Here is a 23,070-nt window from a genome sequence, read left to right on the forward strand (position 1 = left end):
GCTCAACTTCTCCTGTCCCATTCTGTTTGTTGGGCTACCTTAACGAGCCGCTAATGAAAGCTTAACGAAAGAAGATGTACTCCCTATGACGACAATATGAACGGAGTATGAACAAGCAAAAAAATGCTACGTTGTCCAAGGAAACTGCACATTATGCTGTATCATGGAAAATGCGGTTTAGATAATCCGAATGATACCCTATGAATCTAACTAATCTGGTGGCGTTGTGATTGGCAAGGTGACAATGACGGTCGTTCCTTGGCCGGGTTCACTTTCCACTCGAATGTCGCCTTGATGAAGCGATACGATCTGTTTAACGATGGCGAGTCCCATACCGCTACCGCCATATTTACGACTGTGGGAACGATCAGCTTTAAAAAATCGCTCGAATATACGCTTCTGGTCCTCAAGGGAAATACCAATGCCCGTATCGGATATTCGGACTGTTACGCTTTTGATATCTTGCTTGATGCTTACGTTAATAACGCCGCCATCCTTGGAAAATTTGATGCTATTACCGAGTATGTTCGTCCATACCTGGTTTAATTGATCTTGATCCGCCAATAGGCGAACGGTCTTCAAATTGAGCTTGAAACGGATGTTGCGAGCCGACCATTGCGGCTGGATCGCGACGATGACTCGTCTGATCTGTTCATCAAGGCTGAACGTGACCAGCCGCATCTGCTGTGACTGCGATTCAAGCAAACTCAGCTTTAGCAGGCTATCGCTCATCTTGGACATCCGATCTGCTTCCGCGATGATGATATCGAGATAACGACTTCGCTCGTTATCTGCTATATCTACTTGCTTGAGTGCTATAGCATAACCGGATATCGAGGTGAGCGGCGACTGAACTTCATGCGACACATTCGTGACGAACTCCCTACGCATCTGCTCAAGTTGCTGTAGATCATGCATCATTTCTTCAAAGCTGCGAGCCAAAGTACCTAGCTCACCCTTTTGCTTAATATTCAGCTTGACGTTGAAATCTCCAACTGCTATACGTCTGGTCGCTTTTGTCAGTTTTTTGATCGGTCTGACTAGGAATATAGAGGCAACCAAAATCAATAGACTTCCTGTTACCAACGAATAGGTCAAAAAAGTAAATAACCATTTTTGGGCAAAAGAGACGGAAGGATACATAAGCGGCTCCACAAACATCGCTTTCATTCCCATTTCCGTTTTCAACCTCAGTCCCAAGAGGTTCATTGAAACACTACTCGGATTAACTTGAACAACTTCTCCACCCAATACTTTCCTTACTTGATCCATCGTCACAGTAACAGGTTTTTGTCCGTTAAGCGTTCCGTAAGACTGGAACTGCCCCGTTTCATCAAAAATTCGAATATAATAGGAATCGAGTTGTTTCATTCCACTTACGAATAAGTCCGCTTCACGTAACGGAATGGTTTCGTAAACCCGGACAATGTCCTGACCAAAGTTAAATAAGGTGGTTTGCAAATTTTCGTTCAATTTCTCTTCAAACACCCAAAATGTTACAAAAAAAGCAATGATCGTGCCCGCGAGGACGGAGACCAGAAATGTCAGGACAACACGTGTATATAAGGATCTGATCATTCGTAAACCTCAAGCCGGTAGCCAAGTCCACGCACCGTCTCGATACGAAAATCGGGTGTTGTAGCGAACCGTTCGCGCAGGCGTTTAATATGTACGTCTATCGTTCGATCATCTCCAGTATAATCGATCCCCCAAATTTGATCGATCAACTGCTCGCGCGTATACACTTGTCCAGGTGTTCCAGCGAGCTTATACAGCAATTCGAACTCCTTGAGCGGCAACGTGAGCGACTCCGTCCCTCTCATCACCTTATAGGTCTGCCGATCAAGGATGACGTTGCCGAACTGGATCATCTGCGTGGTGCCAATCCGATAGCGTTTCAGCAGTGCTCTGACCCGAACTGTCAATTCCAGTGGATCAAACGGTTTCGTCAAATAATCATCGGTTCCAAGTTCGAAACCTTTCACTTTCTCCCATGTTTCGCCTCTCGCAGTCAGCATAAGTAAGGGAAGATCAGGATTGGCTCTTCTGAGCTCCTTGCATAACGTCCAACCATCCATTATCGGCATCATAATATCGAGCACGACAAGATCGACATGCGTTGTAGCGTAGACGGTCAGTGCTTCCTTGCCGTCTGCGGCTTCGGCTGTTGCGAATCCGTCGTTGCGTAGAAATAAACAGACCAGTTCGCGAATGTTCGCATCGTCGTCAGCAACCAGTATAGTAGGCATTCGTTTCCTCTTTCCCTGTTTTCATCCCATATTGAAGTAACCATTATACTATAGATAAAATTGAATCGCTCCTATTCTTCCTATAATTTTACAGAGTTATTCCTCCTGGTTTCCGCAGGCCTCATAGCCCTCATCATGGCCCTGTTGTCCTGATTTACCAATACCCAAAGGGCGGGCACTGCAGGACGTCTTAAATCCCTGCCTCGGTTATACTTTTTTTGCTTCTTGAAACCAGGAATGCTCATCATTTGTCATAAGGACACTCCTGTTAATTTAAAAACACCCTACTAGCATTAATGGGGACAGAGCTATAAGTTCCAGTGCCTTACTCTCCAAAAAAGCTGTCGGGTTATGCCCTGATAAGGATGAGATGACAATTCCTAAGCAATAGCTCGCATGTCAGGAGTAATTAGCGTCTCCATACAAGCAAAAGATTGCTCCAGACGAATATCCAGTTCTTGTAGCAATTCTCTCCATAGCAAAGGGTTAAAACGCAGCTCCATGTGATTCATCGCCTTGCTTGCTGGCATCGCCGCATGGATCTTCACATCATTCATGTAAATGAGCTGTACATGCCTTCCATGCTCACGCTCTGAACGAAATTCATCCACGGACCAGGCGGCTGAATAGTCGATGTTCAGCGCTAGTTCTAAATAAGGCGTAACGAACCTTCTTGTAATCTGGACTGGATCATGAAATAGCATTTTACTGTGCGAAAGCTCGAAGCCTTTACGTAAAAAATGTGTACGATGCACACCGCTTCCCCACTATTCGGGTATATGATAAATATGTTCATGTTTCAATGCCGATTGAGTGAGATCATTTTCATCGTTTATAAGGTTTGAATCGGCTATATGGTTATATGGTTATAGTAATCATTAAATGTAGACGGAGAATTATGTATCTTCATCTTGTTATCGCTTCCTCCCTTATCTGGATTCGTAGTGCATACGAGTTCCATTCATGATTACAATTATAATGATTATCATTCTCATCCAAAAGATAATAACATCCATTCGCTACTAAGTTAACATAATATTTATTGCGAGATTAATTTTCTATTCTGTAGTTTTAACATATCAATATCTAATCTCTGTTGTTTAATTTATCGAATTTTCAAAATATGGATGCTTGAACATAACTTATGGATACAGAAATAAAAAACCTTTAAGACTGCTTATAAGTAGTCTTAAAGGTTTAAATGTGAGGAATGATAACGCTTTATAAAGTTGGCGATTTAAATCATATCCAGCGCTGTTTTCAGCACATTCGCTCCATTCATCATTCCATAATTCATCATATTGATTACAGTGACTGGAATCTCGTTGCCCACTTCTTTCTTCACGTCATCTTCCGCGTGTCCCATTTGGGGGCCCAGCATAACAATATTGACCGGCATATGCTCTCTTATGCTACTCTCACTACAAGCTTCGATTACAATTTCCACATTTTGTGCACGAGCCGCCTCTTTCATTCTCTCCACCAGCATACTTGTAGAAAATCCTCCTGCGCAAGCCAGCAATATCTTTTTCATTTATCAGGCGTTTGCTTCCTTCGAGGACAGGGCTCGAAACGTAGCTCTTAGCTCGGGACGGACTGTGATAGCTAAGTAATACCAAGTTTCTACAGTCAAGTATTTCCATTTCCGAAAAAGTCTATCGTAGCAAAATTGCGAAAAAATCTACCTCGACAGACAACATAAATTTTTTTCATTATTTTTGAACTCCTTAAACTGTTCATGCAGAATTCTCCCTTCGCCCTGGGTATATGAATTGTTATGTATTGGACTTACATAGTGCTTACTTGCTGAATATCCCCAGTACCCTCAAGGTTTAATGGCTCCTCTGCCCATCGTCCATTCTCACAAGATCAAGAAAGTGTTGCATTTTTGCCAACGCATAATAACTTCCCCAGACTTTCCCTCGGCTCCCCTTGATTCTTCTTATTGAAACAAGGCATCGTTCCTTTTATATCCCGTGTTCCAAGGCTCTATTATGCTCAGGCCCCTTGCCATAAACAATTTTTCTTCCTTATTTGCATGCTTTTCTAACCTTTCACCCCTCATCATATTCGCAATTTTGCTACACTTCCTCACCTCTATCCCGAGTCGTTGGCCCCCCGTTGACGAGAAAAAAAACACGCATTATGATTCAAGTGAAAATATTCACAATTCATTCCGGAGTGAAAGTGAATGTTTTCACACAATAAACAGAATATCCGCTTTTCTATTTTTCTACTTATTCCGTGATGACGGCAATTAGCTTGCACATGACACTCGGCAGCTTGCCCGCACGTAATGTGAACTTCTAATATATGTACTTATATACATATGATTTCAATCCATTTTATTGAAGGAGTGAGCACTCTATGTCCAAAATCATTTCAGCGAGTGAAGCAGCAGCACTTATCCCGGATGGAGTCACCATTGCCGCAAGCGGATTTGGGCTCTCCTGTTGGGCCGAGGAGATGGGTATCGCCATCGAAGAACGATTCTTGGAATCTGGTCATCCTCGCAACCTAACAGTTGTTCATGCCAGTGCGGTTGGCGACCGCCGGACCAAGGGAATGAGCCATCTAGGCCATGAAGGTCTGATCAAACGCTGGATCGGCGGGATCGCCCTTGCTTCGCCTGCTATGGCTAAATTAATTGAAGACAATAAATGTGAAGCCTACAATTTGCCGCAAGGCGTAATCACACAGCTGTTCCGTGAAATTGCTGCCAAGCGCCCAGGTGTCATTACCAAGATAGGCATGGAGACCTTCGTCGACCCTCGTGTGGAAGGCGGCAAAATGTCAGCCTGCACAACGGAGGAGATCGTCAAGCTGATTGAACTGGAAGGCGAAGAATGGCTGTTCTATAAGAGCTTCCCGATTCAGGTCGCATTGATCCGCGGTACCATAGCTGACGAGAACGGGAATTTGACGCTGGAAAAGGAAGGCCTGCATATGGAGGTTCTACAGATTGCTCAGGCAGTGCGCAATTCTGGCGGTATCGTAATTGCTCAGGTAGAGACTGTGGCCAAGAACGGGACCCTGCATCCGAAGGATGTTAGAGTGCCAGGCATTCTGATCGATCATCTAATTATCTCCGAACCGAAAAATCATTTCCAGACTGAAAACACACAATACAGCCCTGCCTTCGCAGGACATGTGAAGGTACCGATGGACGCCATGGAAGTGATTCCGCTCGACGAGCGTAAAATTATCTCCCGTCGTTCCGCAGCTGAGCTAGTACCAAATACCGTTCTGAATCTTGGCGTGGGTATTCCGGTATGTGTGGCTACGGTTGCGGCAGAGGAAGGCGTCAGCGACCAATTGATTTTGACAACCGAAGCAGGCTCAGTCGGCGGCGTACCAGCAGGCATCAAGGATTTTGGGCATGCGTACAACTCTGAGGCCATCGTAGATCATGTGTCCCAGTTCGACTTTTACGACGGTGGTGGTATTGATCTATCCGTGCTAGGGCTGGCTCAGACCGACGAATCCGGGAATGTGAATGTCAGCAAGTTCGGTACCCGTGTTACTGGCTGTGGCGGCTTTATCAACATTTCCCAATCAGCCAAAAAGCTCGTCTTTGCCGGAACTTTCACAGCAGGAGGCCTGCAAATTGCTGTTGAGGACGGCAAGCTACGGATTGTACAGGAGGGTAAAACTAAGAAATTCCTGAAGGAGGTCCAGCAAATTACCTTCAGTGGCTCTTATGCGACCAAGGTCAAGCAGCGGGTCGTCTATGTGACGGAACGTGCGGTATTCCAGCTGCAAGATGGAAAAATGACACTGACAGAGATCGCGCCTGGCATTGATTTGCAGACCCAGATTCTCGATCAGATGGACTTCATGCCTGTCATCTCACCAGAACTGAAGGAAATGGACGCCGGCATGTTCTGTGAACATTGGGGTAAGCTGCATGACGTGATTACGATCAAGGGTAGCGAGCAAGCGAAGCATGAGGATGTCGCTTTGACTACTGTATAGTACAGCTCAGGAGATACCGGTAGCTGTCAAACGGACTACCAGACACGAATTATGGAATTGCGGAGTAATGCTTCATCCCACGCGCACTGATCCTGCATCAGAAAGGACCAACACGAAATGGAAAATGTACAACTGAATCGCTGGCGCATTCTAATCGCCGCGACCCTGATCAATATTTGCGTCGGCTCTATTTACGCCTTCAGCATTTTTGCACTGCCACTGAGTAAAATGCTTGCAGTGAGCATGCCTGAAATTATGATGGCCTTTACGATTAACGGCGCAATTGCACCGATTCCGGCGATTCTTGGCGGAAAGCTCGTAGACCGGGGAGGTGCCAGAATTGCCATCTTCATTGGCGGTACCATGTTTGGACTTGGCTTCATCTTGACTGGCCTTGCGACTGCACCTTGGATGCTATATCTGACGTATGGCATCATTTCTGGTCTTGGACAAGGTGTCGTCTATGCGGCAACAATCGGTAACACCATCAAGTTCTTCCCAGACAAACGCGGACTCGCGGCTGGAATCGTGACTGCAGGTTATGGCGGTGGAACAGTAATCATTGCCCCACTTGCAAACGCGATGATTACCCACTCAGGAGTTCAGACCACTATGATGATCCTTGGCACCTCCTTTCTGATCGTCATTTTGGCAGGTGGGCTATTTACTCAAGCTTGTCCGGCAGGATATATCCCTGCTGGTTGGACACCACCGCAGACGTCAGGTTTACGTCCGGTTGCCGTGAACTTGAACTGGCGGCAGATGATCAAGCAACCCCTGTTCTACGTCATTGCTTGCCTGTTCCTGATCGGCGCTTTATCTGGCATGATGGTTACATCCAATGCTTCCGTCATTGGCCAGACGATGTTCGGTCTATCGGCCAGTATAGCAGCCTTGTTCGTGAGTCTTTATTCGCTTAGCAACTGTCTGGGACGCATTTTCTGGGGAGCCATATCAGACAAGATTGGCCATCTGCGTTGTCTGATGATGATCTATCTGGTCATTGCCACCATGATGCTGACACTTGCATTATCCGGCTCCATAGTTGGATTTGCTATTGCCATTATTGGCATCGGCCTGTGCTTTGGTGGTACGATGGGCGTCTTCCCTTCAATCGTCGGACAGAAATTTGGCATGAAATACTATGGTGTCAACTACGGAATAACCTTTATCGGCTATTCCGGTGCCGCATTCTTTGGACCGCGAATTGCGAACTCGGTAGCTGCCGCCAATAACGGCATATTCACCAACGCCTTTTACATTGCGCTCGTTATTGCCTTGGTCGGGTTCGCGCTGACATTCCTGTATAAGGCCTTGGAAAATGGTAAGAACCCTGCACCAGCTGCTGTTGAAACCGTTTGATCAATCCGTTGCTATATTAGCAAATCACTATTTTTAGTATTAAGTATAGTACAACCTATAAATTTATATTGGAGGAATTAACCATGAATATTACAGAACTGCTCGGTATCCAGTACCCTATTTTCCAAGGTGCTATGGCCCAAATTGCCCGTGAACCACTCGTAAGTGCTGTATCCAATGCTGGCGGGCTGGGCATTATTGGCTCTGGGGGCATGTCGGCTGAGGTACTTCGTGAAGAAATTCGCAAGGTTCGCGCAGCCACCAACAAGCCGTTTGCCGTAAATCTGATGCTGATGATGCATAATATTCCCGAATTGATCGAGGTTATCGTCGAGGAAAAAGTCAACATTGTTACGACGGGCGCGGGCACACCAGCTCCGTATATGCCAATCTTCAAGGAGCATGGCATTAAGGTGATCGCCGTCATCCCTTCCGTCAAGATTGCCAAAAAAATGGAGGCTATCGGCGTACATGCCCTCGTGGCCGAAGGTACAGAAGCTGGCGGCCATGTCGGTGAAACAACCACCATGGCACTCGTTCCACAGGTTGTTAGCAACGTATCCATCCCTGTCGTTGCCGCAGGCGGCATTGCCGATGGACGCGGAATTGCAGCAGCCTTTGCACTCGGCGCACAGGGAGTTCAGGTCGGAACGCGCTTCCTCACCACCGTCGAATGCCCGACGCACGACAATTTCAAGCAAGCCGTCATTGACGCCGACGATACCAGCACTACGGTTACTGGACGCAGCATCGGTGGACCCGTCCGCAGCATCAAGAACAGCATGATCGCCGAATACCTCAAGCTGGAGCAAGAGCATGCCTCCCGTGACGAATTGGAGAAGATCAGCCTTGGCTCCCTGCGCAAAGCCGTCTTCGAAGGTGATACAGATCGCGGTTCGGTCATGGCAGGACAAATATGCGGCCTGTGCGACGAGATTACGACAGTTGAGCAGATGATTACGACAATGTTCAGCGAAGCGCAGGCACTGCTAAATCGTCTTGGACAGACACAGATTACCGGTGAGCAGATAGCATCAGTATAATATAACTTGTAAACAAAGAAAAAAACGGACCATATCCATATTTAATAGGAAACGGTCCGTTTTTTGATTAGATTTGCGTGCTAATTTTTATCTGGGTAACCTCTGTTGTTCGTAGCGTAAAGCAGATATAATAAAAATGAAACAATCACTTCAGCATAGCCTCGATAATCCAAAAGTGAGTTGATCGATCATGACCCGACGTATAGATAAACGTTCCACCGATGAGAGCGATCAGTCCCCTGCCCCTCTGTTTGTCACGGATTCCAAAGGTAATATTTTAATCTCCAATGAATTCACTGCCTTGACTATCGGCATTCCGTTGGAGGAGCTGTTGCGCTACAATGTACAGGACCTGGTGAAAGCCGGCTACTACAAGGAATCAATAACAATGAAAGCAATACAGTCCAAACAAAAGGTAACTCAGTATATCAACACTGTACGTGGCTTTAAGCTCAAGTCCACTGCTCTTCCAATACTTGATAGTACAGATGAGGTGCAGCTCGTTGTTACCAGTACTAACAACTATAAAGGTGGATTATCCATCATAGCTGCCCCTACGCTGCCACATGCGTATGAGAACAGCAAACGTTCAGTCACTTCAGCCTCTGTACTTAAGAATAACGGGATCATTGCTGAGAGCCTGGCGATGAAGCAAATTATTCAGGTGTGTGACCAGATCGCTTCTTACGATAGCAAAGTACTGATTTTGGGCGAATCAGGGACAGGCAAATCAGTAATTGCCAAATACATTCACCGCCAGAGCGCGAAGTGGAACGGACCTTTCATTCCGATTAATAGTGCCGCTATTCCAGCCGCATTATTCGAATATGAGCTGTTCGGATATGTTCAGGGGGCTATGCCCGGCTTAATGGACGAGAAGCAAGGCTTGTTTGAGGTGGCCAGAGGAGGCGTTTTGTTCTTTGATGAGGTCGCCGAGCTTCCACTGGAAATACAGGCCAAACTGCTTGATGTGCTTGAGCGTGGTGAATTCCGGCGTGTGGGGAGCACCGAAGCCATTCTCATTCAATGCCGGATGATATTTGCTACCAATCGTGATCTATGGAGTATGGTGAAAAAAGGATTGTTTCGCGAGGACTTGTACTATCGAATCAATGTCATTCCGATCCATATCCCGCCGCTACGTAGTCGCAGACTGGATCTCGTCGGACTGATTTCCAGCTTTATTGCTCATTTCAATAAGGTATATGATAAAAAGTATGTATTGCCAGCGGACGAATTTCAAAGAATGCTAGCCGAGCCATGGCATGGGAATGCGCGTGAGCTTCGTAATTACATCGAACGATTGATCGTAACTGATCAGACCGTGCTGCGCCAGCAGCAGCCGGTCGAACAAGTTACAGACTGGTTCACATTGGACCATTTCATTCAGGCCAATCGCAGTCAACTGAGCGGGCTGAAGGAATATACGGCGTTAACCGAGGGACGATACATTCAGCAGATGCTGCAGGTCTGTGGTGGCAATAGTGCCGAAGCAGCCAGACAGCTAGGAATTGATCGCTCCGCTGTTTATCGTAAGCTGAAGAAGATGGAGGACATTCTTGCAAAGCTGAAGGTTTAACTACGAAGTACAGAGCACACAGGGCCTATCCTTCCCATTTTCATAGAAGTCACCTATACTAGTGGCTTTCATACAAAAAAGCGTGTCTCAGGTTAAAGGCACTCTTTTTTGTAACGGTTTATTTTTCTCAATTATGCACCCGTCAAAATAAAATGAATGTCATACTTCAAGATCATGTGTTTGCTTGTAGTTATATATAGCGCCTAGCAAATTGGCTTCATTGCCTAATTTACTTTGCTCAATATCTGCACGTACAAAATTTAAGATCGAATCTAGATATAGCTTCTCTAGCTCTTCTTTAATGGTAACAACGAGTAAAGGATTCGCAGATATGCCTCCCCCAATTACAAACTTTTCAGGGTCAAGAATTGTTTGTAAATTAATAATCTGAGTTGCAATGTTTCTATAGTATTCTTGAAAAATCGTTGCTGCTCCCTCTGTAATTCTAAGCAAAAAACACCTGCTCTTCGGCAGATGTTCCTCGCCTTTCGTATTTCTTGAGACTATCCGATCCATTTGTCCGTTCTAATCGTTCAACCCTTTGCCCTCCAGAATGGGCTGTGTGTATTTTTCAACCCTTGAAACGCGCGTTTTGAACTGCTTCGGTTCTGAAAAATACAGCAGATACGCTCTCTGGCGTCCGAGCGTCAACGCTTCAAACGCCGTTTTTAGGACCGGTCGCTCCTCGAATTTAAGCCGCAGTTCTTCGGGAACCATATACTCGGCATGTTTTTCAGTTCCACTGCAAGACCGGCTTCCTCCATCCAAACAGCGCCTCCTCCTAAACACTGTTGGACAAATAGCCGCGCTCAGGGTCAAAGATCATCTTTTGAACGGGTTCTATCCGCTCGTCTATAATTTCTATACGGTGATCTTCCATATTCAATTTGACAATACCGGGATAATTTAATGTAATGAAATGAAATAATGCGAGCCGTTGGATTCAATAATTCTCGAAAACTTGCTCTGATCGTTATATTTATGCCCTTTGTCACTGGCAGTTTTATAAAGTTTACGGCCGCTTTGATAGATATGGTGGTACACTCTCCAATCCAGCGCTTAGTTTATCGTCAAGCATGAACGTGCGAGCAGCGGAGAGATTGTTGTTCCTTTTCATAATTGATATATCTACAACTCAGTGCATGTAGCGCGTTTATTGCTGCTCGGCAAATCTCCACCAGGCAAATGTTCCGACTATTCCGGCTATTCCCGTAGACGCAAGAATGATTATACTACTCAACTTTAAAAACCCGGTGCTTTGAAATACCGACGGGATGGTCCACGGAAAATAGGGGGCGAATCCAAAAGAGGCCAAAACATTTGAGAGAATGACGATTATCAGGATGAGTCCTAATGGTGCCAAGTATCCCTTGCTCACATTGGCCAGAAGAGTGCCTGGTGTGGTAACAATAATAAACAATAGCGATGTTATAATGAATTTAAAGAAGATATTCCAAATAAAAGAAGCTGACCCGCCCGCAACTCCTAGAATACCCCCCACGGCAAAACCTATGGCAAACATATACATGGAAAGTAATAGGCTCCATGCTAAAATTACAATAAATTTGGAAAGTACAATTTTCGATCTGGAAACGGGCTTTGCAAGCAAATCTTTAATTGTTTTATCCGAAAACTCTCGTCCAAATACCCATGCCGCGATAAAGGTGTACCCGATAAGTCCCAGCGGGGCAAGACTATCAAGCAATTCGGTTAAATACATTTTCCAATTGATGCCGCCGGCGTCACTGGATAAAATAATTCCGACACCCATCATGATTGGCCCAAATGCAAAAATAAGAAATACCAACCAAAACACATTGGCGCGGATAATCTTGCGAATCTCACAATGTAAGACAGAAAAAATATTCATTATATATTCCCCCTTATATATTCCCCCTTGTCATACCAATTGTGCGGAGAAAATATCCTTCCAAATCCTCCGTAATCACTCGAAGCAATGTTGGCGGTTGATTGGATTTAACAAGCAGTTCGGCCAGTCGTTCAGGACTATCCGCTGCGTGGTCATCGGTTAGTTTAATATAGCCGTCTATTGTCTCCTCAAATTCATATCCATGCTCTTCAAGCACCTCCTTTAAGGCATGTTTGTCGCGGCCATTCACCACTAAGTTTTTCTGTAACGATTGCTCCAGCTTATCCATTGCGACTTCTTTAACAAGATGGCCATTGTGAATAATCCCAATGCGTGTGGAAACTTTCGAGAGCTCCTCTAACAGATGGCTGGATATAAAAACAGTTACGCCGAAATTTTTCGCTAGGCCATATAACATATTCCGTATCTCCGCCACGCCTGCGGGATCGAGGCCATTTATCGGCTCATCCAATATTAGAATTTCCGGATTGTGAATCATTGCTTTCGCAAGTCCCAGGCGCTGTTTGTTTCCTAAAGAAAGATTCTTTGCCTTTTTCTGTTTGTGCGGCTCAAGCCCCAACTTATAGATAACCCGATTTACGGAATCTTTGTCAGGCACCCCTTGCATGCGTCGTGCTATGTCAAGATTTTCAACTACAGTTAAATCGGGATAAAAAGTAGCCTTCTCCAAATATCCAACCTTGTCCCATAATTTATAGTTTCCGGCATCGACCTTTTCACCTAACATATAGAGCTTGCCGGAGGTTGGCTTGAGCATCGCCAAGAGCATCTTTATGGTCGTTGTCTTTCCAGCGCCATTCAGTCCCAAAAATCCAAATATCTCTCCTCGGCTCACCTCCAGCGAAAGATTGTTCAATGCGATATAGTCGTCAAATTTTTTGTGCACTCCCTCAATTTGTATGGCGGGCGTTCCTCCATTTTTTTCCTTTGATAAAATACTCATAGCCTTCAACTCCTCCATAAAGAGAGAGCTTATTCAGGATTCTAAGTACGACACTCCTGAACAAGCTCAATCAGAAATTTTTCAATAAATCTACTTTATGATGTCCTGGCAATCGCTTAAGCGAGGCGAGGCTGGCCCAAGCCCAATTGAGCAGAGCCAATTCAGCACTACCTCATGCAGCACGTTGATGTTGTCTACCTGACAGTGTTCTAATCCGCCAAGTCGTCTATCCTCTATCGGGTAGAACGTCTTGTTTTTCGAACCCGCTTGCTCGTAATTCTTCAAGGCTTGTGTCAGCGGATTTGGCTGAACCAATATCTCTTCCGCTCCGTGCATTACAAGAAGCGGACATTCTATCTGGTGGAGCACGCCCTCAAGATCATAGGCAAAACGCGGATTCCCCGCAAAATCCTCCAAGCTTTTTGCCCCCAGAATTCTCATGCCGTGTGCGGCCAGACTCGGCGGCATCCATTTAAGCATGGCATCCCAGTCGAAGGCGTGCGTACCGCCGTCGGAGATGACGGCAGCAATCCTGTGATCGAACGAAGCGAATCGCAGCGAGTCGTAAGCCGCAAAACTCTCCCCGTGCACGATAATCTTATCGGGATCGACTTCCGGCCGCGTTAGAAGAAAGTCGATTGCTCGGGAATGGAAAGCCTCACTGTCCGCTCGTCTTCCTTTTCCCTTTTCGTACAGCGAGAGGCCGGTGCCAGGCTGGTCATAGACCAGAAAGTTATATCCACACGAAATAAAAGCGGGACCTAGCCAGAAATAGTTTTCAATTGACCACTCGTCGCCACCGTTGAGAGCAAAAAGGGTCGGCTTCGGACCTTTTTTCCAGGAAGGGGAGAAGAAGTAACCATCCAACTTGACATCTTCGTAATCGACTTGGATCTTCTCCGGTTGGACATCGAAGTACTTTCCGGCAGCTTCGAAGAGTTCATTTACTTTCTTAAATATACGGATTTTCTCGGTGTCATCATCCATCACCACATATTCCGCAATTCTGTAGTAATTGCAGGCACGAATGTAGCAGTTTCGTGCTGTATACCAGTTTCCAGCCGTTTCGGCCTCCTTGCCGTGTCTTTCCAATGCCTGAGCCGTTATGAGCCATTCCCTGTGCCACGTGTCCTTGTCATCGGGGTCGATTTTTTTGCAGGCCTCGTAGATCTCGGTGACGTCCGTAGCACCGAGGCTTGCCATACCTAAAGCTTTGGTGACTTGGTATGACATCATGTAGTTATTGGGCCAACGGCTGAACTCAATTGACATTGCAACATCCTCCTTTTCCAGTTCTAGTGATTGTAGTTTTTTTACTACAAGTAATTTTTACAACACAAAGATAAAGCTTCTTTAAAAGAAAAATAAATGTTTATAAAGAGAATATAAAAAACTATAAACCGCTGAAAAAACAAAAAAGGCTGCTGCCTGGGTGTTCACACCTGGCAGCAGCCTTTAACTCCTGTAGTAAAAGAAAATGTGCAAAAATAAAATCAGTATTGTGCGGCCAAGGGAAGGCTGAATCTTATCCCCAAACCGCCATATTCGGAAGGGTAGGCGCAAATTTCGCCCCTATGATGTTCAATAATGGATTTACAGCTTGCAAGACCCAGACCCAGCCCGCCCTTTTGGATTTGCCGCGATTTATCCACAGTGAAAAATTTGAGGAACAGAGAAGATATATCCTTATCCGGCACTCCAATTCCATTATCTTCGATTTGAAAAAAGGCATACTGTCCTAGCGGGTATCCGGTCATATACACTTTCAGTTTATTTTTCCCTCCATATCTTACAGCATTGCTAAAGAGGTTGCCGAAAACCCGACGTATCATCGGTTCATTGACCATCAGCAATATATTTTCCGTGAATGAATGGCGGCAAGTAAGCTCGTTGTCAAGTCCCGCCAACTCATACTCATATTCAAGGGCAATGTTTTCAAATAATTTTGATGCTTTTACAGGTTTAGCTACCATAGATTCCAACTCCAGTTTTTCTTTGGTGAAACTGGAGAAATCATTGATGAGTTCGACCATATATCCTGACTTCCTTTGAATCAAATCATAATATTCCTGCTTTTCAGTTTCTGGTAAATCCTTGTGTGTAGCCAGCAGTTCAGTAAAACCATTAATAGATGTCAAGGGTGTTTTCAAGTCGTGGGCAATTGCCGCGATCATATCGATCTGCTCTTTGTGCGCGAGTTGAAGCCGATGCTCCATCTTATTGAAGTGCTTATAAAGTTCTCCGATCTCATCATTACTTCTCAGAGCTAGCGGAGGCAGTGGATGTACAATATTTACTTCTTCAAGCCTGGTATTCAGAAGCTGAATGGGTTTCTCTATGCAAAAATGAATATAGATAATCAGAATAATAAATATGAAACAGGCAATTGCAAATATGGGCAGGAGCAATGCTATATATCGCGAGTCCAGCAATGAACTGCGTATAGGGGAATATACTGCAAAGACAAGCTTCAGATACATTCCAATCGAAAACATGAATATTATAAACATCAGCAGGAACAAAAGAGGAAGCTTTATTTTCAGTTTCATACTATTGCTCTCTTTCCGTGTATTTATATCCTATGCCCCATATTGTTTTAATAAAGTCATATTCAGAACCAAGTTTCTTACGGATATTTTTTATATGAACCGTTACGGTATTTATTTCTCCGTATTCGTCTCCCCAGACGTTTTCATATATCTGCTCACGAGTCAATACATGATTGGGGTGGCGCATGAGGATAGACAGAATCTGAAATTCCTTCGTTGATAAGTCGAGCTTCCTGCTATTCAGAAATGCTTCAAACGTCTTATCGTTCAAAATGAGCGGAGCATCCGCCTTTTCGTTACTGGGACTAAGTTCATCCCACTCTTTAAAAAGCCTGTCCACTTTTCTGAAGTGAGCCTTTATCCTGGAGACAAGCTCCTGAATACTGAAAGGTTTGGTCATGTAATCGTCTGCTCCTATTTCGAGCCCGACGATTTTATCAATGTCCTTATCACGCGCACTTAAAAACAGAATTGGGACATTATAAGAATTTCGGATACTTCTGCAGACATCAAGTCCATCCATATCAGGCATCACTATATCAAGAACGATGAAATCAATGTGATTTTCTTCCAATGCAGATAAGGCTTCTTTCCCGGAACATGCCGAAATTATTGCAAATTGCTCGTACCTTAAACTCTTTGTGATGAGTTTTACGATTTCTTCATCGTCGTCTACAACTAATATCGTTTTTGGCATCTTTATACCTCCCAACCTCTTTAAATGGACTGCATTTATATAACACAAGAACCGCATGGACTCGAATTGACAAAAAAAGTCGCGCTCAAAGCGCCTCTCCAGTTCCGGATACGCTGGAATAAGAGCTTGAGCAACGCCTTGGGGAATTCTGGATTTAACAAGCTGGTATGCCCTTCAATAGCGGTCGAGTATGGGCGTCAGTGTCAATTTAGAACAGATAAATATACGAACATTTATTCCTTTCGGATAAATAATATCAAAAATCTTTCTTCTTATGCGGTGTTCATGAATTTCATGATTCAGGATTCTTTGGTACCGGCTATTGTAGGCTATTTTTAAACAATTGATGATCAGAATTACGCAAACGGATCTGATATAAATAATAATTCCTTAATCTTGTTGATGCAATTCTCCACTTCGTAAATAGAATCAAGGTATAAATATTGAATTGCATAGTCCGTAGAAGTACGTGCACCACCATGAACACAAAGCTTGATATTAACCTCTTCCAGCATTTTATTTACCAAGATTTTATTTCTCCTTGTTAATCTATCCAGAGTGTCTCTGTGTTCTGTATACACATACTCCACTAACGAGATCTCATTTTTGTGTTTACTTGTTACATACTCTCGTAGAGTCATGTCCCCCTGTCTCTTTAAAGCACCAATCAGCACAAAATCACTAGGGGAAATAAGCTTTGTTAATGCTCTTAATGAAATATCTTCGCTATCTTTAAATTTATTGAAGTTCTCTCTTTATCATAAGATCCGTCATCAAATGAACCTACTGAAGTTTGATAATAAGAAAATTCCCTATCACTATCCCCAATAATTACCTTTAAGCGATTCATAAACTTTTCTCCATAGATAGCGCTAGCAAAGCTAACCATTTCTTGCAGTTTTTTTAGAAAAAGTTCTTCCCGCTCTTGTAAACTTTTTTGTAAAAGAAGATTCAGGATATATCTCAATCGATCTTCCATGAATGGTTCTAAACTATCCGAAACCAAAACACAATAATCGTATGTTTTGCATTTTCTTACTCTCACATTAGATATTGGAACCGAAATATCTTCAGGATTATGATAAGTAAAATATTGTTTTCTATCGTGGCCGTTTACATTGGTCGTTCTTGATGTTAAAGAGTAATTGAACTCAATGGTTAAGTTGGCTTCTTCGACATCGAGAAAGTATACCAAACCTATTTTTTTATAAATGTATTCATCGAAATCCACTCTTTTTCTAGCATCTGTATAGTCTCTAACCGAAGAAAATTTCATGAATTTGGACTTATCAAAGATCCAGAAATCTTGAATACTAACGGACTCAAATAAATTATGACGTTCTTCCCATTGGGCAATGGTAAGAGGGGCTATGCTGAAATTCAAAAGCCCATTTCATTCCCTCATACTCTCCATCTTGATGCTCAACATAAATATCTGCTATTTGCCTTGTAGTGGGGATATACACTTCAAATTCCACAAATGCATTAGGAAATTTACCTTTTAACCAATTGTACATTATCCTGAAAGTAACCTTCTATAAAAAATAAAAAAAGGGCTCAAATCTTTGGTAGAATGGTGTTTGTCGAGAACAAAATCACCCAAAGAGAGGAGCACCTTTTAGGTGAAGTCTACCACACCCATCCATAAAATCAAGACCTAATTTTCCCTAAACCAGTCCACAAACATCGGAGGAAGCAAGATCTTCCTCGATTATCTCGAAAAAATTAAACTGAGCCTTGTGCTCCAAACCTTATCCGGAGGCAAAACTCACAATGCACTGTTCCCAGTGCACCGCATTCTGCTACACCTCATCGTCGGCTGGATACTGGGCTGTGAGCGTCTGTTTCACTTTCGTCGATAGCAAAAGGACTCCCTCCTTCAGCGGTTTCTCGGTGGACGCTGTCCACACCACTCGCTTCTGTACAAGGAACTGGATCGGCTGGGAAAAACGAATCCTAATGTACGAAGGGAACTCCGGCAAGTGAACCTCGAAGTGATTCGGCCTTGTCTGCCCTCCAAGCTCATTCTCGATTTGGATTCGACCGTGGAGTCGGTCTACGGCAATCAGGCCCAAGCGGCGAAAGGCGTGAATGCCCATAAGACGGGGCGCAAAAGCTATCATCCCTTGCTCGCTTTTGAAGGACAGTCCCGCCTTTGCCTGAATGCCGTGCTACGGGCAGGAAACGTTCACTCGTCCACCGAGGCCGCCCCTTTTCTGAAAGAGACCTTTGACCTCTTAGGTCAGCACCCGGTCCAATACGCCCGGTTTGACAAGGGCTTTGGCGGCGAAGACTTCTATTCGCTCTGGAAAGGACGGCAGATCGGCTATGTGGGCAAAATGAAATGGACCAAACGTTTGGCGGCTGAAGTGGCCGCTTGTCGGTATTGGAAACGTTACGTGGACGAAGACTGGATCATTGAAGGCATCGCCCTTTGGTACCAAGCCACGTCTTGGAAGAAACCGCGGCGGGTCGCCGTCATCCGCAAGGCGAAAGTCGTTCAGGACGACCAAGCTTGTCTCCTGCTGGATACCGATTGGGAGTATGAAGCGATCGTCACGAGCCTGGAGTGGGAATCCATCGATTTGTGGCGCTTTTACAACCAGCGGTGTTGTATGGAAAACTACATCCAGGAAGCCAAGTGCGGATTTGCCATCGATAAAATCGCCACGGGCTCTTTTGAAGCCAATGAAATTGACCTGCTCGTAAAATTACTGGCCTATAACCTGTACGAGCGATTCAAACAAGATTGCTGCGAACCGGTTCATAGGGGCTACACGATTGCAAGGTTTCGTCTGGAATTCTTCCGGAATCTACGTGCTGGTAAGCCGTTTTGGAATATTCCCCCTGTTAATACACCCTGATTCTTACAGGTTTTTTGAGCGGTGAGTCTCTGGCTTCTTTGATCTTACGGGCTTTCGAAATTCAGGATAATATATATTATGTTATTTTTATGATCACCATTGTATCGAATTAAAGAAGTCGACCTTGACTTCAACGCCTGTCCAATCGTATAGTATGGTTATATCTTCAATTAAGGGAGAGATTTTGATGTCGGTGAACGTTCTTAACTAAGCAATTGCATATTCAGGGAGTATCATCAGGCGCTTGTATCCTTCGGGGACAGGTTTGTTTGTTGCTTTGTTGTTACCCTGATATTAGTTAAGAACATGCGGATATCATAAATCGCCTTCGGGATTATCTTCATCCAGGCCCTATTCCGTGCTGTGTTCAGCGCGGTTTTTTTGTTTTCAGATTTTGTAACTTCCCTTTAAACGTCTTCCATTCGATCCAAATAGCTTAGAAAAGAGCTGTTGCGTGAATAAATTGGAAACACGGAACTCGGAACTACAAAAGCTGCATAACAGGCTTATTTGATGATAAATTCCCTCTTTCCTTAAGGGCGGAGAATGAACGTTTTGTTCATTCTCCGCCCTTTTTTATTTTAACAGCAAGGTTTCCAAAATCCTGACACTACACAACTAAAGGAGCGATTTATTCATGAACGAAACTACAATGCTGCGTTTGGAATATGATCAAATTAAAACAAGAGTTTCCGAATGTGCTTTTTCTTACCTGGGTAAGCGTCACGCTGCTTCTATGCGCCCAATTACTGATATCCGTACAATTAAGATTCGTCTTGACGAAACGAACGAAGCCTTACAGATCATTCGCCATGGAGCAAGCGTCCCTGTCCCTTCGTTGGAAGGAATGGAGCACATTCTTCATCTGCTCGGGACCGGGTATATGTTCAGCGAGCGCGATTTTTCTCATATGGCCCAATTCATTAGAAGCTGCATTCAACTAATAAAATATATGCATTCCAAGGCGGACGCTGCTCCAACCGTCAGCGCTTATGCATCTTCCATGTATAGCATGGAGCCACTTCTATCCGAAATCGAAAGATGTATTCATTCGGGACGTGTGACGGATATCGCCAGTAAAGAACTAGCTAAAATTCGCAAAAAAATTGCGGTTACTGAAGAACGTATCAAGAGAAAACTTGACTCTCTCACCAGCCGTCACCGATCCATTATGCAGGAAAATATGATTAGTCAGCGCAATGGCCGTTACGTGCTTCCAATCAAAAAAGAATTCCGTAAACAAGTGAAAGGCAATGTACTGGATGAATCGGGAAGTGGTCAAACGGTTTACGTTGAACCTGCCGAGATCACGAATCTGCAATTCGATCAGAGCGCGAACATGGCAGAAGAATCAAAAGAAGAAATGAAAGTACTGGGAGACCTGACGGCAATGGCTGAGTTATACAATCGGGAACTAAGCATCAATACAGAGACGGTAGGTGTACTGGATTTTTTATTGGCAAAAGCCAAATACGCCATGACTCTGGATGCAGTCCCTGTCGAACTTAACCTTGACGGGATTATAGACATCCGAGGTGCACGTCACCCGTTGATGTCCAATACCATGGTGCCGCTTGATTTCTCAATTGGTGAAGGATATTCCTCACTCATCATCACCGGACCGAACACAGGCGGAAAAACGATGGCCCTCAAAAGCGTCGGTCTATTAACATTAATGGTGCAATCTGGGCTACTGGTACCTGTTTTGCATGGCAGCCGAATGGCTGTATTCGAGGAAATTGTGGTTGACATCGGGGATGGACAAAGCATTGAACATGCTTTGAGCACCTTTTCTGCACACATCCGCAACATGATTAGCATTTTAGAAACGACGGGCAACTCTACTCTGATCCTGATTGACGAGATGGCATCTGGTACCGATCCGGGAGAAGGGGTAGGGCTCTCTATCGCGTTGCTAGAAGAATTCCACCGTCGCCGGGCGACAGTAGTGGCTACAACCCACTTTAGCGAAATCAAGCATTTTGCTGAAAACACACCGGGATTTCAGAATGCTCGTATGGAGTTTGATACCGAAACGCTGCAACCATTGTACCGACTTCGCATTGGAGAGGCCGGAGAAAGCTATGCATATGCGATTGCCTTGAAGCTGGGCATGTGGACACGTATTATCGAGCGTTCTGAGGCCATTTCTGCAGGCAGAGTGTCTCGGAAAACACAGGAATCGTTTGTTATTCCCCCTTCTGTAGATGATGAAAAGTCTGATGATGCAAATAAGCCTCTCCCTAAAAAAGCAGCTTTAGACGGTACAGTCACAAAACGGGGGAAACAAGAAATTCCTCTCAAAACCAAGCCATTTGCCCTTGGTGATAGTGTTTACGTAGGCTACCTGGATCGAACTGGAATTGTATACAAAACCGAGGATGAACGGGGGAATGTCGAGATTTTAATCCAAGGACAGAAGCTAACCATAAACAAAAAGAGGCTCGCCCTTCACATCGCTGCTACTGAATTGTATCCTGACGACTATGATCTGGATATTGTTTTAGAAACCAAGAAAAACCGCAAAAAACGAAAACTGCTGGGACGCAAGCATGTCGAAGGAGTGATGATTGAATCTCCCCCGGAAAATGAAATATAGACACATGCGTATATTCTCAATATAAAAAATAAGTTACTTTTATATTGTCAGTGAAACTTGAATCTGCAAGCGGACACTTGATAAGAGTGATCCACTTGCAGATTTTACCACACAAAAAACATAATATATATTATGTAAACTTAATAATTCCTTACTAGATAGGACAAGATAAATCAGACATCCAAGTTCATGTAAAACTCGGCTTCTAACCTTCAATCCAGCTTCATTATATAAAGCTCCTATATCAAACGTCTGTAATGCAAAAAAAGCGTGTCCAAAGTTAAGGCACGCTCTTTTATTGTTATTTTATTTGTTTGTAATACTCAATCCCGCGCTCATCGAAATATAACTTTTGTTATCATTCAAGATGATAGGATTGTTTGTAGTTATATATAGCACCTTGCAAATTCGCTTCATTGCCTAATCTACTTTGTTCAATATCTGCACGCACAAAATTATAGAAAGAATCCTTATAAAGCTTTTCTAGCTCTTCCCTAATGGTAATAACCAGTAATGGATTTTCAGATATGCCTCCCCCAATTACAAACTTTTCAGGATCAAGTATGGATTGCAAATTAATGATTTGTGTTGCGATGTTCCTACAGTATTCTCGAAAAATCGTTTGGACCGTGCCATCACCTTCTTCAATGAACTTGAATATCTTTTCACCTGTCATAGAATCTGCAGGAAGGTCTTTGGCTTTCGCAACGGTTTTAGTTAAAACAAAACTACTCCCTTGCATACCAAGCAGATAATCATCATTGTCTGCATTTTCGTTGTTCGTTCTAATGAAGGAGAACTCCCCAGCTGATAAATGATGGCCCTTCAACAATTTCCCTTGAGAGATGATTCCACCGCCCATCCCTGTTCCAACGACCAGAACGACACCATCGGTAATCCCTTGTAATGAACCACGCCATGCTTCTCCAAGAGCAGCACACTTTCCATCATTTTCAATCGCTACAGGCTTGTGAAACGCTTTCTTAAAAACGTCAAGCATATTTATATCATTTATATATCTTAATGAACCGCCATGCACCATGTGACCGCTTTCCGAATTCACAATACCTGGCATGCTGACGGCTATACCTTCACATTCATCCATAAACTGATTATGAATTTGCTTCAAAGCTACAAGCAGATTCTCAAGTGAGTCCAATGGAGTTTTAACTTTCCCCTTGCACATAAATTCACCTTGAAAATACAAACTAAATTTAATAAAAGAGCCACCAATATCAAAAACCAGTATTTTATTTTTCATGCTACGTATAGTCCTTTCATGAGGCAATTTGGGGTCTTCTCTCCATAACGATAATTAA

19 protein-coding genes and 2 pseudogenes are annotated in these 23,070 nt (G+C 44.0%); 6 read left to right on the plus strand and 15 right to left on the minus strand.

Translation table 11 applies throughout. The features are described from left to right. Positions 1 to 210: 210 nt before the first annotated feature. The 4 genes from NLX82_RS00715 to NLX82_RS00730 all read right to left on the minus strand — a co-directional run bounded on the left by NLX82_RS00715 (position 211) and on the right by NLX82_RS00730 (position 3,783). On the minus strand, positions 211 to 1,578 hold the full coding sequence (locus NLX82_RS00715; protein ID WP_071558674.1) for a sensor histidine kinase: 1,368 nt from the start codon (positions 1,576 to 1,578) through the stop codon (positions 211 to 213). Beyond that, positions 1,575 to 2,249 (minus strand): response regulator transcription factor, encoded by a 675-nt coding sequence (locus tag NLX82_RS00720; RefSeq protein ID WP_023988895.1) that lies wholly within the window; start codon positions 2,247 to 2,249, stop codon positions 1,575 to 1,577. Before NLX82_RS00720 ends, NLX82_RS00715 begins: the two co-directional genes overlap by 4 nt. A gap of 380 nt (positions 2,250 to 2,629) precedes the next feature. Continuing rightward, positions 2,630 to 3,004 (minus strand): hypothetical protein, encoded by a 375-nt coding sequence (locus NLX82_RS00725; protein WP_226887810.1) that lies wholly within the window; start codon positions 3,002 to 3,004, stop codon positions 2,630 to 2,632. 482 nt (positions 3,005 to 3,486) lie between these two features. Next, a complete protein-coding gene (locus tag NLX82_RS00730; protein ID WP_023988898.1) occupies positions 3,487 to 3,783 on the minus strand; it encodes a PTS sugar transporter subunit IIB in 297 nt (98 codons plus the stop codon). 833 nt (positions 3,784 to 4,616) lie between these two features. On the opposite strand from NLX82_RS00730, the gene NLX82_RS00735 reads away from it, so the two are divergent. The 4 genes from NLX82_RS00735 to NLX82_RS00750 all read left to right on the plus strand — a co-directional run bounded on the left by NLX82_RS00735 (position 4,617) and on the right by NLX82_RS00750 (position 10,208). Beyond that, complete coding sequence (locus tag NLX82_RS00735) at positions 4,617 to 6,224, plus strand: acyl CoA:acetate/3-ketoacid CoA transferase (protein ID WP_023988899.1); 1,608 nt, start codon at positions 4,617 to 4,619, stop codon at positions 6,222 to 6,224. Positions 6,225 to 6,341: 117 nt separating this feature from the next. After that, positions 6,342 to 7,586, plus strand: a complete 1,245-nt coding sequence (locus NLX82_RS00740) for an L-lactate MFS transporter (RefSeq protein WP_023988900.1) — start codon at positions 6,342 to 6,344, stop codon at positions 7,584 to 7,586. Between the two features lie 83 nt (positions 7,587 to 7,669). Next, a complete protein-coding gene (locus NLX82_RS00745) occupies positions 7,670 to 8,629 on the plus strand; it encodes a DUF561 domain-containing protein (protein WP_023988901.1) in 960 nt (319 codons plus the stop codon). Between the two features lie 190 nt (positions 8,630 to 8,819). Beyond that, positions 8,820 to 10,208 carry a sigma-54 interaction domain-containing protein gene (locus tag NLX82_RS00750; protein WP_028541659.1) on the plus strand — a complete coding sequence of 463 codons (1,389 nt, stop codon included), beginning with the start codon at positions 8,820 to 8,822 and terminating at the stop codon, positions 10,206 to 10,208. A 159-nt stretch (positions 10,209 to 10,367) separates the two neighbouring features. Here NLX82_RS00750 and NLX82_RS00755 read toward each other — a convergent pair whose 3' ends face one another. From NLX82_RS00755 to NLX82_RS27880, 10 genes and pseudogenes are all read right to left on the minus strand, one after another. After that, a complete protein-coding gene (locus NLX82_RS00755) occupies positions 10,368 to 10,661 on the minus strand; it encodes an ROK family protein (protein WP_226887809.1) in 294 nt (97 codons plus the stop codon). 72 nt (positions 10,662 to 10,733) lie between these two features. After that, positions 10,734 to 10,981 (minus strand): annotated as a pseudogene (locus tag NLX82_RS00760) (YdeI/OmpD-associated family protein); the annotation flags it as partial. 380 nt (positions 10,982 to 11,361) lie between these two features. Further along, positions 11,362 to 12,078: an ABC transporter permease gene (locus NLX82_RS00765; protein WP_023988904.1), complete on the minus strand. Its 717-nt coding sequence runs from the start codon at positions 12,076 to 12,078 to the stop codon at positions 11,362 to 11,364. A 13-nt stretch (positions 12,079 to 12,091) separates the two neighbouring features. After that, positions 12,092 to 13,042 carry an ABC transporter ATP-binding protein gene (locus tag NLX82_RS00770; protein WP_254347406.1) on the minus strand — a complete coding sequence of 317 codons (951 nt, stop codon included), beginning with the start codon at positions 13,040 to 13,042 and terminating at the stop codon, positions 12,092 to 12,094. A gap of 90 nt (positions 13,043 to 13,132) precedes the next feature. Beyond that, the gene (locus NLX82_RS00775; protein WP_068942559.1) at positions 13,133 to 14,314 is read right to left on the minus strand and encodes an alpha/beta hydrolase family protein; all 1,182 of its coding nucleotides are present in this window, start codon (positions 14,312 to 14,314) and stop codon (positions 13,133 to 13,135) included. A gap of 221 nt (positions 14,315 to 14,535) precedes the next feature. After that, positions 14,536 to 15,591, minus strand: coding sequence for a HAMP domain-containing sensor histidine kinase (locus NLX82_RS27690; RefSeq protein ID WP_367995867.1), 1,056 nt, complete (start codon positions 15,589 to 15,591; stop codon positions 14,536 to 14,538). 1 nt (position 15,592) lies between these two features. Beyond that, a complete protein-coding gene (locus tag NLX82_RS00785) occupies positions 15,593 to 16,288 on the minus strand; it encodes a response regulator transcription factor (protein ID WP_013310135.1) in 696 nt (231 codons plus the stop codon). A 356-nt stretch (positions 16,289 to 16,644) separates the two neighbouring features. After that, positions 16,645 to 16,815: a hypothetical protein gene (locus tag NLX82_RS00790; protein ID WP_023988909.1), complete on the minus strand. Its 171-nt coding sequence runs from the start codon at positions 16,813 to 16,815 to the stop codon at positions 16,645 to 16,647. Between the two features lie 182 nt (positions 16,816 to 16,997). After that, positions 16,998 to 17,672: a hypothetical protein gene (locus NLX82_RS00795; protein ID WP_068942561.1), complete on the minus strand. Its 675-nt coding sequence runs from the start codon at positions 17,670 to 17,672 to the stop codon at positions 16,998 to 17,000. Further along, the gene (locus tag NLX82_RS27880; protein WP_028541667.1) at positions 17,620 to 17,805 is read right to left on the minus strand and encodes a competence protein CoiA family protein; all 186 of its coding nucleotides are present in this window, start codon (positions 17,803 to 17,805) and stop codon (positions 17,620 to 17,622) included. Before NLX82_RS27880 ends, NLX82_RS00795 begins: the two co-directional genes overlap by 53 nt. Before the next feature lie 105 nt (positions 17,806 to 17,910). Between NLX82_RS27880 and NLX82_RS00800 the strand changes: the two are divergent. Continuing rightward, positions 17,911 to 19,095: pseudogene (locus tag NLX82_RS00800) on the plus strand (IS1380 family transposase); the annotation flags it as partial. 694 nt (positions 19,096 to 19,789) lie between these two features. Then, entirely contained in the window at positions 19,790 to 21,751 is a 1,962-nt protein-coding gene (locus NLX82_RS00805; protein WP_254347408.1) for an endonuclease MutS2, read from the plus strand. Between the two features lie 358 nt (positions 21,752 to 22,109). Here NLX82_RS00805 and NLX82_RS00810 read toward each other — a convergent pair whose 3' ends face one another. Continuing rightward, the gene (locus tag NLX82_RS00810) at positions 22,110 to 23,012 is read right to left on the minus strand and encodes an ROK family protein (protein WP_023988912.1); all 903 of its coding nucleotides are present in this window, start codon (positions 23,010 to 23,012) and stop codon (positions 22,110 to 22,112) included. Positions 23,013 to 23,070: the final 58 nt, after the last annotated feature.

Source organism: Paenibacillus sp. A3M_27_13 (assembly GCF_024213315.1).
Taxonomy (GTDB): domain Bacteria; phylum Bacillota; class Bacilli; order Paenibacillales; family Paenibacillaceae; genus Paenibacillus; species Paenibacillus polymyxa_B.

What these genes read in the sequence shown, in the direction of transcription:
- NLX82_RS00750 (WP_028541659.1), top strand. Translation starts at nt 8,820, where the DNA reads ATGACCCGACGTATAGATAAACGTTCCACCGATGAGAGCGATCAGTCC.
- NLX82_RS27880 (WP_028541667.1), bottom strand. Translation starts at nt 17,805, where the DNA reads ATGTACAATTGGTTAAAAGGTAAATTTCCTAATGCATTTGTGGAATTT.
- NLX82_RS00785 (WP_013310135.1), bottom strand. Translation starts at nt 16,288, where the DNA reads ATGCCAAAAACGATATTAGTTGTAGACGACGATGAAGAAATCGTAAAA.
- NLX82_RS00730 (WP_023988898.1), bottom strand. Translation starts at nt 3,783, where the DNA reads ATGAAAAAGATATTGCTGGCTTGCGCAGGAGGATTTTCTACAAGTATG.
- NLX82_RS27690 (WP_367995867.1), bottom strand. Translation starts at nt 15,591, where the DNA reads ATGAAACTGAAAATAAAGCTTCCTCTTTTGTTCCTGCTGATGTTTATA.
- NLX82_RS00775 (WP_068942559.1), bottom strand. Translation starts at nt 14,314, where the DNA reads ATGTCAATTGAGTTCAGCCGTTGGCCCAATAACTACATGATGTCATAC.
- NLX82_RS00745 (WP_023988901.1), top strand. Translation starts at nt 7,670, where the DNA reads ATGAATATTACAGAACTGCTCGGTATCCAGTACCCTATTTTCCAAGGT.
- NLX82_RS00715 (WP_071558674.1), bottom strand. Translation starts at nt 1,578, where the DNA reads ATGATCAGATCCTTATATACACGTGTTGTCCTGACATTTCTGGTCTCC.
- NLX82_RS00720 (WP_023988895.1), bottom strand. Translation starts at nt 2,249, where the DNA reads ATGCCTACTATACTGGTTGCTGACGACGATGCGAACATTCGCGAACTG.
- NLX82_RS00740 (WP_023988900.1), top strand. Translation starts at nt 6,342, where the DNA reads ATGGAAAATGTACAACTGAATCGCTGGCGCATTCTAATCGCCGCGACC.
- NLX82_RS00765 (WP_023988904.1), bottom strand. Translation starts at nt 12,078, where the DNA reads ATGAATATTTTTTCTGTCTTACATTGTGAGATTCGCAAGATTATCCGC.
- NLX82_RS00810 (WP_023988912.1), bottom strand. Translation starts at nt 23,012, where the DNA reads ATGAAAAATAAAATACTGGTTTTTGATATTGGTGGCTCTTTTATTAAA.
- NLX82_RS00770 (WP_254347406.1), bottom strand. Translation starts at nt 13,042, where the DNA reads ATGAGTATTTTATCAAAGGAAAAAAATGGAGGAACGCCCGCCATACAA.
- NLX82_RS00805 (WP_254347408.1), top strand. Translation starts at nt 19,790, where the DNA reads ATGAACGAAACTACAATGCTGCGTTTGGAATATGATCAAATTAAAACA.
- NLX82_RS00735 (WP_023988899.1), top strand. Translation starts at nt 4,617, where the DNA reads ATGTCCAAAATCATTTCAGCGAGTGAAGCAGCAGCACTTATCCCGGAT.